The sequence below is a fragment of the Carnobacterium funditum DSM 5970 genome (assembly GCF_000744185.1).
In the GTDB taxonomy this organism is placed as follows: domain Bacteria; phylum Bacillota; class Bacilli; order Lactobacillales; family Carnobacteriaceae; genus Carnobacterium_A; species Carnobacterium_A funditum.
In genome coordinates, this window is sequence record NZ_JQLL01000001.1 from 1,618,782 (window position 1) to 1,630,999 (window position 12,218).

Here is a 12,218-nt window from a genome sequence, read left to right on the forward strand (position 1 = left end):
AACAAAGTGAAAGTAATTTCGCTAGCAAGTCATTTTAATGAGCTTCAAGCATCGTTAAAAAGCGAAGCAATCCTAACGGGTTGGTTCAACTTTTATGAGAGTTTGATCCTGGCTCAGGACGAACGCTGGCGGCATGCCTAATACATGCAAGTCGAACGCTTCTTTTCTATTGAGTGCTTGCACTCGACTGGAAAGAGGAGTGGCGGACGGGTGAGTAACACGTGGGTAACCTGCCCATAAGTGGGGGATAACATTCGGAAACGGATGCTAATACCGCATAATTCTGATTGCCGCATGGCGAACGGATGAAAGGTGGCTTCGGCTACCGCTTATGGATGGACCCGCGGCGTATTAGCTAGTTGGTGAGGTAATGGCTCACCAAGGCAATGATACGTAGCCGACCTGAGAGGGTGATCGGCCACACTGGGACTGAGACACGGCCCAGACTCCTACGGGAGGCAGCAGTAGGGAATCTTCCGCAATGGACGAAAGTCTGACGGAGCAATGCCGCGTGAGTGAAGAAGGTTTTCGGATCGTAAAACTCTGTTGTTAGAGAAGAACAAGGATGAGAGTAACTGCTCATCCCCTGACGGTATCTAACCAGAAAGCCATGGCTAACTACGTGCCAGCAGCCGCGGTAATACGTAGATGGCAAGCGTTGTCCGGATTTATTGGGCGTAAAGCGAGCGCAGGCGGTTCTTTAAGTCTGATGTGAAAGACCCCAGCTCAACTGGGGAAGGTCATTGGAAACTGGAGAACTTGAGTGCAGAAGAGGAGAGTGGAATTCCATGTGTAGCGGTGAAATGCGTAGATATATGGAGGAACACCAGTGGCGAAGGCGACTCTCTGGTCTGTAACTGACGCTGAGGCTCGAAAGCGTGGGGAGCAAACAGGATTAGATACCCTGGTAGTCCACGCCGTAAACGATGAGTGCTAAGTGTTGGGGGGTTTCCGCCCCTCAGTGCTGCAGCTAACGCATTAAGCACTCCGCCTGGGGAGTACGGCCGCAAGGCTGAAACTCAAAGGAATTGACGGGGACCCGCACAAGCGGTGGAGCATGTGGTTTAATTCGAAGCAACGCGAAGAACCTTACCAGGTCTTGACATCCTTTGACCACTCTAGAGATAGAGCTTTCCCTTCGGGGACAAAGTGACAGGTGGTGCATGGTTGTCGTCAGCTCGTGTCGTGAGATGTTGGGTTAAGTCCCGCAACGAGCGCAACCCCTATTATTAGTTGCCAGCATTCAGTTGGGCACTCTAGTGAGACTGCCGGTGATAAACCGGAGGAAGGTGGGGATGACGTCAAATCATCATGCCCCTTATGACCTGGGCTACACACGTGCTACAATGGATGGTACAACGAGTCGCAAGATCGCGAGGTCAAGCTAATCTCTTAAAGCCATTCTCAGTTCGGATTGCAGGCTGCAACTCGCCTGCATGAAGCCGGAATCGCTAGTAATCGCGGATCAGAACGCCGCGGTGAATACGTTCCCGGGTCTTGTACACACCGCCCGTCACACCACGAGAGTTTGTAACACCCGAAGTCGGTGAGGTAACCCTTTTGGGAGCCAGCCGCCTAAGGTGGGATAGATAATTGGGGTGAAGTCGTAACAAGGTAGCCGTATCGGAAGGTGCGGCTGGATCACCTCCTTTCTAAGGATATAACGGAACCGTCACAGTTGTTTTACTTTGCTCAGTTTTGAGAGGTCTAATCTTCTCAAACAGTAAGTTAGTTGTTCTTTGAAAACTGGATAGTGTTTAACATGTAAGAAAAGCAAGAAACCAAGAAAACATCGCGTTTTATTTTTTAATGTATTTCTTCACCATGAGGTGAATGAAGTAGTTAACATGACCATAGGTTAAGTTAATAAGGGCGCACGGTGGATGCCTTGGCACTAGGAGCCGAAGAAGGACGGGACTAACGCCGATATGCTTTGGGGAGCTGTAAGTAAGCTTTGATCCAGAGATTTCCGAATGGGGAAACCCAGCACTCTTTATCGGGTGTTACTATTGACTGAATACATAGGTCAATAGAGGTAGACGCAGAGAACTGAAACATCTAAGTACCTGCAGGAAGAGAAAGAAAAATCGATTCCCTGAGTAGCGGCGAGCGAAACGGGAATAGCCCAAACCAGAAAGCTTGCTTTCTGGGGTTGTAGGACTGAACACATAGAGTCATAAATGAACGAAGTAGGAGAAGCGACCTGGAAAGGTCCGCCAAAGAGGGTAAAAGCCCCGTAACTGAAACTTCGTTCACTCTGATCAGTATCCTGAGTACGGCGGAACACGAGAAATTCCGTCGGAATCCGGGAGGACCATCTCCCAAGGCTAAATACTCCCTAGTGACCGATAGTGAACCAGTACCGTGAGGGAAAGGTGAAAAGAACCCCGAAAGGGGAGTGAAACAGCACCTGAAACCGTGTGCTTACAAGTAGTTAGAGCCCGTTAATGGGTGATAGCGTGCCTTTTGTAGAATGAACCGGCGAGTTACGATCCCATGCGAGGTTAAGTTGATGAGACGGAGCCGTAGCGAAAGCGAGTCTGAATAGGGCGAATGAGTATGTGGTCGTAGACCCGAAACCAAGTGATCTACCCATGTCCAGGTTGAAGGTGCGGTAATACGCACTGGAGGACCGAACCCACGTATGTTGAAAAATGCGGGGATGAGGTGTGGGTAGCGGAGAAATTCCAATCGAACTTGGAGATAGCTGGTTCTCTCCGAAATAGCTTTAGGGCTAGCCTCGGAATTAGAATCATGGAGGTAGAGCAACTGTTTGGACTAGGGGCCCTTCTCGGGTTACCGAATTCAGATAAACTCCGAATGCCATTGATTTATATCCGGGAGTCAGACTACGAGTGATAAGATCCGTAGTCGAGAGGGAAACAGCCCAGACCACCAGCTAAGGTCCCAAAGTTTATGTTAAGTGGAAAAGGATGTGGGGTTGCTTAGACAACTAGGATGTTGGCTCAGAAGCAGCCATCATTTAAAGAGTGCGTAATAGCTCACTAGTCGAGTGACCCTGCGCCGAAAATTTACCGGGGCTAAACATAACACCGAAGCTGTGGATAGAACTTAGGTTCTATGGTAGGAGAGCGTTCTAAGGGCGTCGAAGCTAGACCGTGAGGACTGGTGGAGCGCTTAGAAGTGAGAATGCCGGTATGAGTAGCGAAAGACGGGTGAGAATCCCGTCCACCGAATGACTAAGGTTTCCTGGGGAAGGCTCGTCCTCCCAGGGTTAGTCGGGACCTAAGTCGAGGCCGATAGGCGTAGACGATGGACAACAGGTTGAGATTCCTGTACCAGTTTGTTTTGTTTGAACAATGGAGGGACACAGTAGGCTAAGGAATACGCACTGTTGGATATGTGCGTCCAAGCAACAAGTCTTGAGGTGAGTCAAATGCTTGCCTCTATTAAGGACAAGTTGTGATGGGGAGGGAAATTAAGTACCGAAGTTCCTGATGTCACACTGTCAAGAAAAGCTTCTAGTTAGAAACAATCTGCCCGTACCGCAAACCGACACAGGTAGTCGAGGAGAGAATCCTAAGGTGTGCGAGCGAACTCTCGTTAAGGAACTCGGCAAAATGACCCCGTAACTTCGGGAGAAGGGGTGCTGACCAATTGGTCAGCCGCAGTGAATAGGCCCAAGCAACTGTTTATCAAAAACACAGGTCTCTGCTAAATCGAAAGATGACGTATAGGGGCTGACGCCTGCCCGGTGCTGGAAGGTTAAGAGGATGGGTTAGCTTTCGAGCGAAGCTCAGAATTGAAGCCCCAGTAAACGGCGGCCGTAACTATAACGGTCCTAAGGTAGCGAAATTCCTTGTCGGGTAAGTTCCGACCCGCACGAAAGGCGTAATGATTTGGGCACTGTCTCAACGAGAGACTCGGTGAAATTATAGTACCTGTGAAGATGCAGGTTACCCGCGACAGGACGGAAAGACCCCATGGAGCTTTACTGCAGTTTGATATTGAGTGTTTGTACAGCTTGTACAGGATAGGTAGGAGCCTATGAAGCCAGGACGCTAGTCTTGGTGGAGGCAATGGTGGGATACTACCCTTGCTGTATGACCACTCTAACCCACAGCCATAATCTGGCTGGGAGACAGTGTCTGACGGGCAGTTTGACTGGGGCGGTCGCCTCCTAAAGTGTAACGGAGGCGCCCAAAGGTTCCCTCAGAATGGTTGGAAATCATTCGTAGAGTGTAAAGGCAGAAGGGAGCTTGACTGCGAGACCTACAAGTCGAGCAGGGACGAAAGTCGGGCTTAGTGATCCGGTGGTTCCGTATGGAAGGGCCATCGCTCAACGGATAAAAGCTACCCTGGGGATAACAGGCTTATCTCCCCCAAGAGTCCACATCGACGGGGAGGTTTGGCACCTCGATGTCGGCTCATCGCATCCTGGGGCTGTAGTCGGTCCCAAGGGTTGGGCTGTTCGCCCATTAAAGCGGTACGCGAGCTGGGTTCAGAACGTCGTGAGACAGTTCGGTCCCTATCCGTCGCGGGCGCAGGAAATTTGAGAGGAGCTGTCCTTAGTACGAGAGGACCGGGATGGACACACCGCTGGTGTACCAGTTGTTCTGCCAAGAGCATCGCTGGGTAGCTATGTGTGGACGGGATAAACGCTGAAAGCATCTAAGCGTGAAGCCCCCCTCAAGATGAGATTTCCCATCACGTAAGTGAGTAAGACCCCTGAGAGATGATCAGGTAGATAGGTTGGAAGTGGAAGTACAGCGATGTATGGAGCGGACCAATACTAATCGGTCGAGGACTTAACCAATTTTTAAACGATGAAGAAACGGTTTTAAGCCCTTATAGTTAAACACTATCCAGTTTTGAGAGAACAACGTTCTCTTATATGTAAGATGTGTGGTGGCGATGGCAAGAAGGTCACACCTGTTCCCATGCCGAACACAGCAGTTAAGCTTCTTAGCGCCGATGGTAGTGAAGGGTTTCCCTTTGTGAGAGTAGGACGCTGCCGCGCATCTTAAAAAAAGCATCATCTTCGGATGATGCTTTTTTTTATTTTTTATTTTTTGTATAAACCTCTTATTCAAAACAAAACATGATAGAATAAGAGGGATAAAATAAAAAATGTTTTTTTAAAAAGGATGAATACAATGAATAGGAAAAAATTAGTTGTTTCGGGATTGACTCTTTTTTTAGTGTTAATTGGAGGCTTCTACTTAGCGATAAGTATGAAGTATGAAAATCAATTTTTAGCTAAAACAGCTGTTGATGGCATATCGATTGGAAATGAGACAGCTGAAGAAGCCAATCAGACAATGAAAAAGCACTATCAAGGAAAAAGATTCAAAGTAGTTGAAGATAAAAAAGAATTATTTACTTTTGTAGGAACAGATATTGGTGTTGCGTCTGACTTTACAAAAACACTAGAAAAAGAAATAAAAAAACAAAATAACTGGACATGGCTAATAAATAAAGTCAGTTCCAATAATAAGCAACTAACGGTTGAAAGTTTAGCCTTTGATGATAAAAAAGTTGAAACATTCGTATCTAGTTTACCGCTAGATCAAGAACATCGTAAAAAATCTGTCAATGCAAAGATAATCAAAAAAGATGGTAAATTTAGTATTCAACCTGAAGTGACAGGCGACTTTTTTGATAAATCTAAAGTTAGTGACTTGCTAATGGAGTCTGTACGAGAAGGGGTAACAAAAATTGACCTAAAACAGGGATATGCTAAACCTACTGTAATAATTTCTGATAAGACATTACAATCTAATTTAAATGAACTAAAAAAATTAAACAGTCTGTCTATTGCCTATACTATTTCTGGTGTAAAAGAAGTTGTACCACGTGAAACATTATTCAACTGGTTAGACTTAAATGAAACAGGATCAATAGTGGTAAATAAAGAAAGTGCTACTTCATACATGCAAGAATTAAGTAATAAACATAGCACTTACAAAAAAACACGAAACTTTAAAACAACAAAAAAAGGTATAGTCAAGGTACCCCCTGGAATATACGGTTGGACATTAGATGTAACTCGTGAGACAGAATCTTTAACGAATGATATCTTGCTTGGAAAGAATATCGACCGAACACCACGTTACAATGGATCAGGCTATTCGGATGATGGAAATGAATTTGGAGAAAGTTATATTGAAATTGACTTAAGCTCGCAGCATATGTGGGTTTATGAAAACGGGAAATTATTTTTAGAAACAGATGTTATTTCTGGGAAACCAAAAACTCCAACACCAAAAGGAGTTTTTTATGTTTGGAAGAAGGAGCGTAATGCTACTTTAACCGGTGAAGACTATGCTACCCCAGTTGATTATTGGCTTCCAGTTGATTGGGATGGTGTGGGTATTCATGATTCCCCATGGCAATCTAATTATGGGGGGAATACTCATTTAACCAAAGGTTCCCACGGTTGCATCAATACGCCACCTGCGGTCATGTTGAAAATATACAATCAAATTAAAACGGGTATCCCGGTAGTCATTTATTAAATAACAGATAGGTGCAATGGGAATAGATACCTATTATACATTTTAAAAAAATATTAAGTAAAAGTTTATCTCTTGAAGCATTCATAAGCATCTTTTACAAGAATATTTTCATCACTAGTGAAGAAATAGAGGTTCAGGGTGCAAACTCAAAAAATGTGTTTTTAACCTTTTTTTGCTTTGCGATGACGACGTTTCGATCATGGCAGTTAGGTTATCGTTCGGCTAGACTAGTCTGTATAAAAGACTATCTATAATTATAATAGGTATAAAATTTACAATAAGGAAATAAGGAGATATAAAAATATGCGGACAGAAAAAGAAAAGATGATTGGTGGGGAAATGTATGAGGCGTCTGATTTAGAATTATCGATAGCTAGAAAACATGCACAGCAAGAATTGAGAGCGTTCCATCAAGCACAAGATCCAGAGCAAGGTAAGGCCATACTAAAAAACTTATTTGGAACAACAGGCAATAAATATCATATAAATAGTGGTCTGATAGTAGATTATGGATTTAACATCCATATTGGAGAGAATTTCTATGCGAATTTTAATTGTACGTTACTAGATAGTTGTCCAATAAAAATTGGGGAGAATTGTATGTTAGCTCCGAATGTTCAGTTATATACTGCTACTCATCCACTTGATCCAGTTAAACGCAATACGTCAATTGAGTATGGCAAGCCTATTACGTTTGGAGATAATGTATGGGTTGGTGGAGGAGCCATCATTATTCCGGGTGTAACGTTAGGGGATAATGTGATTGTTGGGGCGGGATCTGTTGTAACGAAATCATTTCCTGATAATGTTGTCCTTGGAGGCAATCCTGCGAAAATAATAAAAGTGTTGAATTTATAAAGTAAAAATCTAAGTTTAGGACAGTAGTCCTAAACTTAGATTTTTTTGTTAAAAGTAAAGGACTAATTTATTTATCTATAATGAATTAAGTTGAGATAATAAGGATGTTTAACGAAGAACTTCCTCTGTTTCAAGATCAAAGAAGTGGCTCTTATTAAGGTTAAATGCCAAGTCAATAAATTCTCCAGGCTTATGATAATCACGTGCATCAACTTTAGAAATAAATTCAGTATTGTCTACACGTGTGTACAACATTGTTTCAGCACCTAATAATTCTGATACAACAACTTCAGCATGAACAACACTAGTAGGATCTGCATCTAAAGCAATTTGTTCGCTATGAATGTCTTCTGGGCGAATACCAAAAACTAATTTTTTGCCATCATATCCTTTAGAAATCAAGAATTTACTTTTTCCTTCTGGAATAACTAATTTTAAGCCAGCTCCATTAGTCAAAACATTTCCATTTAATGTTACATCGAAGAAGTTCATTGCTGGAGAACCAATAAAACCAGCCACGAATTTATTAACCGGAGTGTCATAAACGTCTTTAGGAGATCCAATTTGTTGAACAAAGCCATCTTTCATAATAACGATGCGATCAGCCATAGTCATGGCTTCAGTTTGATCATGAGTAACATAAATAGTAGTTGTTTCAAGACGACGATGCAACTTTGCAATTTCTGCACGCATAGCTACACGTAGCTTAGCATCTAAGTTAGATAAGGGTTCATCCATAAGGAAAACTTTAGCATCACGCACGATAGCGCGACCTAGTGCTACACGTTGGCGTTGTCCGCCTGATAATGCAGCTGGTTTACGTTGTAAGTATTCAGTAAGGCCTAAAATCTCACCGGCTTCTTCTACACGACGATTGATTTCCTCTTTTTTATATTTACGTAATTTTAGTCCAAAAGCCATATTATCATAGACGGTCATATGAGGATATAAAGCATAATTTTGAAAAACCATTGCGATATCACGGTCTTTAGGAGCGACATCATTCATCAATGTATCGCCGATAAATAGTTCTCCTTCAGAAATATCTTCCAATCCTGCAATCATTCGTAAAGTTGTAGATTTTCCACAACCAGAGGGTCCAACAAAAACGATAAATTCTTTGTCTTTAATATTTAAGTTGAAGTCTGTAACAGAATAATTTTCATTATTTTCATATTTCTTATTAATATTATTTAAAGCGATTTCTACCATCCTGATCACCTATCCTATTTTTTATTGTTAGTTATATAACATGTTCGTCAATATATCCAGTATAATGTAAACGTTATCTTTTTGAAACGGAGCAATGCACAAGTTTTCTGCTATTTTTTGTGCATAGTGCCCATTCAGGGTATAAGAAGTTGAGTATAAACTGGCGGATATTCTTTTGAATAAATAATTGCAGGTATCGTAATGCGATTAAATATTTGTTATACTATATAAGATATTTTTAAATAAATAAGATACGATAAATCAAATTTTTTGTTTTCAATCGATAGAATAAAGGGGACCGGAAATGACTAAACAACGTGGTTTTGAAATTGTGACAGCTTATCAAGAAAAAGATGTTAAGATGCCTATTAGAGCGACCAATTATGCAGCAGGATATGACTTCGAAGCAGCTGAAGACTGTCTAGTACCTTCTATTTGGAAAGTTTTATTAAAGAATAAACAGCCACTAAATAATAAAAATGATTTTTCTCTTGCAGAAGAAAATCGCAAGTACTTGCAATCGACCCTAGTGCCAACAGGCATAAAAGCCTATATGGAAGAAGATGAATTTTTACAGCTAGCCAATCGCTCAAGCAACCCGATTAAGAATCAATTAGTACTTCCTAATGGAATAGGTGTGATCGATTCAGATTATTATAACAATGCATCTAATGAAGGCCAAATTTATTTCCAATTTATTAATTATGGTATCAAAGATCATGTGATCAAAAAGGGTGATAGGATTGGACAAGGAATATTCTTACCGTTTTTGAAAGCTGATAATGAAAGGACTACTGGGGAAAATCGTCTAGGTGGGTTTGGTTCTTCTGGGAAGTAAAGAGTAAGATGTGTAATGAGACTGTAGATAAACTGAGAATATGGCATTCTTAACTTATCGACAGTTTTTTTAAGAATAAACTAAACACTATAAAACTAATTAAAAAATTTCTGTTCAAATGGCGTAAATTTATAGTAAAACAAGATAGATAATAAATAAGGTAGTACAGTTAATAAAAGGCTTTTAAACCTATTATTGTTATTTTTGTGGTAAAATATACTTGCAATCTATGTAAAAAACGAAGGGAAGGTTCGATTGGTGGCAAAAAAAATATCAACAAAGTTTGTTTGCCAAGCTTGTGGATACGAATCTCCGAAATGGATGGGACGTTGCCCAAACTGTGGTGCGTGGAACCAAATGGAAGAAGAAATTATTGCAGATAAAAATAACCGTAGAAGTCGTGTGAGTATGACTGGGAAATCTGCTAAAGCTCAAACCATCCAAGAAATTACCGTTTCAAAAATACCGAGAGTAAAAACTAAATTAGCTGAATTAAACCGCGTATTAGGCGGGGGAGTAGTACCAGGATCCTTAATTTTAATTGGAGGAGACCCCGGAATTGGTAAATCAACCTTATTGTTACAGGTTTCTGCTCAGTTAAATGATACTGGTGGCAAGGTATTATATGTGTCAGGAGAAGAAAGTGCGAGCCAACTTAAGATGAGTGCTAATCGATTAGGGGTTAAAGGGGATAATTTTTATATTTATCCTGAAACAGACATGGCAGCTATTCGTCAAACGATTGAAGAAATAAAACCGGATTTTGTTGTTATCGATTCTATCCAAACGATGAGCCAGCCAGATGTTTCAAGTGTCGTCGGAAGTGTTAGCCAAGTACGAGAAAGTACAGCAGATTTAATGAAAATAGCTAAGACTAACAATATTGCTATCTTTATCGTAGGGCATGTGACGAAAGAAGGTTCCATTGCTGGGCCTAAAATGTTAGAACACATGGTAGATACGGTTCTTTATTTTGAAGGAGACCGACACCATACTTTTCGTATTCTAAGAGCAGTCAAAAACCGATTTGGTTCAACGAATGAAATTGGGATTTTTGAAATGCGTAATGGTGGATTAGTAGAGGTCCTTAACCCTTCAGAGATGTTTCTTGAAGAACGTTTAGCTGGGGCAACAGGATCAGCTGTTGTGGCTGCAATGGAAGGAACGAGGCCAATACTTGCCGAAATCCAGTCTCTAATCACACCAACTGTTTTTGGAAATGCCAAACGAACTGTAAGTGGGTTAGATCATAATCGAGTATCATTAATTATGGCTGTTTTAGAAAAAAGAGCTGGCTTATTGTTGCAAAATCAAGATGCTTATTTAAAAGCAGCCGGTGGAGTGAAATTAGACGAACCAGCTATCGACTTGGCAATTGCGATGAGCATCACCTCTAGTTACCAAGAAAAAGAGACACGTCCAAAAGATTGTTTTATTGGAGAAATAGGGTTGACTGGAGAAGTAAGAAGAGTCAGTCGCATCGACCAACGAGTTCAAGAGGCTGCTAAATTAGGATTCATTCGAATTTTCATTCCCAAAAATAATATTGGCGGGTGGGCATTTCCTAAGGATATTGAAATTATAGGGGTGTCAACCATCACTGATAGCATTAGAAAAGCTTTTGGGTAACTATCAATATAAGAGATCAAATAGAGGGTGTAGCCTCTGTTTTAGAACCAAATCAGAGGTGCAGGACTATTGAAAAAGGAGGATTATTTTGGCTAAAAAAATTATTATGGGAGTCTTTGTGCTAGTTGGTGGAAGTATAGGAGCAAGCTTGTTACCAATGGTATGGGATATCTTTAGTGTTTCAAATCAGTTTATGAATTATGGCTTTGTGAATATTGTGATTGGTGCTATTATATTTTTATTAATTTCTCTTCCTACCACAAAGTACATTGAACAAGGTATTAAGAAAATAGAAGTATTGCTAAGCCAGCAAAGTGTGACTTATTTACTATTTGGTAGCATGGGAACCATTATCGGTATGGTTTTGGCTTGGTTGGGAAGTCTCTTTTTGATTGGTTTATCATTACCAGTTATCAGTAACATCTTGCCAATAATCATAATGGTCGTTTTTGCGTACCTTGGTTTTCGTATTGGAACGACTAGACGAGAAGAATGGAAAAAAATGTTTCAAATAAAAGCTAAAAAAACTACAGAAGAAGAAAATCAATTATTAGAAAGAAAATCAGATGAAACCTTTAGAAAGTACAAAATTTTGGATACTAGCGTAATTATTGATGGCAGAATTTATGATATCGCTAAAACAGGTTTCGTTGAAGGTGTTTTATTAATTCCTAACTTTGTTCTTCAAGAATTGCAGTATATTGCGGACTCTTCAGATAGCCTTAAACGTGTAAGGGGAAGAAGAGGATTGGATATCTTAAATGCACTACAAAAAGAAAATGATATGGATGTTGAAATGTACGATGGCGATTTTGAAGATATTACAGAAGTTGATTCGAAATTAATTAAACTTGCAAAACTTTTAGATGGAGTTGTCGTTACAAATGACTATAATTTAAATAAAGTTAGTGAATTTCAAAATGTTCCAGTCCTAAATATCAATGAACTAGCTAATGCGGTGAAACCTGTAGTGATTCCAGGGGAACAAATGACGGTTATGGTTGTTAAAATAGGAACAGAACGTAATCAGGGAGTAGCTTATTTGGATGATGGCACAATGATTGTAGTAGAAGATGGACAATACTTCATGAATAAAACAATTACTGTTGTTGTAACAAGTGCTCTTCAAACAGCTGCTGGCCGTATGATTTTTGCAAAACCAGTACATTCTCAAAAAGGAATCAAAGAAAAAGAATAGGAGC

5 protein-coding genes, 3 rRNA genes and 1 pseudogene are annotated in these 12,218 nt (G+C 40.8%); 8 read left to right on the forward strand and 1 reads right to left on the reverse strand.

Features of this window, described 5'->3' with window-relative positions:
* Positions 1-90 precede the first annotated feature (90 nt).
* The 5 genes and pseudogenes from BR44_RS07490 to BR44_RS07510 all read left to right on the forward strand — a co-directional run.
* Positions 91-1,652 (forward strand): 16S ribosomal RNA (locus tag BR44_RS07490).
* 204 nt (positions 1,653-1,856) lie between these two features.
* Positions 1,857-4,777, forward strand: a 23S ribosomal RNA gene (locus tag BR44_RS07495).
* A gap of 88 nt (positions 4,778-4,865) precedes the next feature.
* Positions 4,866-4,981 (forward strand): 5S ribosomal RNA (gene rrf / locus BR44_RS07500).
* Together the 16S, 23S and 5S rRNA genes form the textbook arrangement of a ribosomal RNA operon.
* A 136-nt stretch (positions 4,982-5,117) precedes the next feature.
* Positions 5,118-6,479, forward strand: coding sequence for a L,D-transpeptidase family protein (locus BR44_RS07505; protein WP_034551645.1), 1,362 nt, complete (start codon positions 5,118-5,120; stop codon positions 6,477-6,479).
* Between the two features lie 303 nt (positions 6,480-6,782).
* Positions 6,783-7,328, forward strand: a pseudogene (locus BR44_RS07510) (sugar O-acetyltransferase); the annotation flags it as partial.
* A gap of 117 nt (positions 7,329-7,445) precedes the next feature.
* Here BR44_RS07510 and BR44_RS07515 read toward each other — a convergent pair.
* A complete protein-coding gene (locus BR44_RS07515; RefSeq protein ID WP_034551647.1) occupies positions 7,446-8,549 on the reverse strand; it encodes an ABC transporter ATP-binding protein in 1,104 nt (367 codons plus the stop codon).
* Positions 8,550-8,853: 304 nt separating this feature from the next.
* Between BR44_RS07515 and BR44_RS07520 the strand changes: the two genes are divergently transcribed.
* The 3 genes from BR44_RS07520 to BR44_RS07530 all read left to right on the forward strand — a co-directional run bounded on the left by BR44_RS07520 (position 8,854) and on the right by BR44_RS07530 (position 12,214).
* Entirely contained in the window at positions 8,854-9,387 is a 534-nt protein-coding gene (locus tag BR44_RS07520; protein WP_034551648.1) for a dCTP deaminase/dUTPase family protein, read from the forward strand.
* Positions 9,388-9,645: 258 nt separating this feature from the next.
* Complete coding sequence (gene radA, locus BR44_RS07525) at positions 9,646-11,016, forward strand: DNA repair protein RadA (RefSeq protein WP_034551649.1); 1,371 nt, start codon at positions 9,646-9,648, stop codon at positions 11,014-11,016.
* Positions 11,017-11,104: 88 nt separating this feature from the next.
* Positions 11,105-12,214: a PIN/TRAM domain-containing protein gene (locus BR44_RS07530; protein WP_034551651.1), complete on the forward strand. Its 1,110-nt coding sequence runs from the start codon at positions 11,105-11,107 to the stop codon at positions 12,212-12,214.
* Positions 12,215-12,218: the final 4 nt, after the last annotated feature.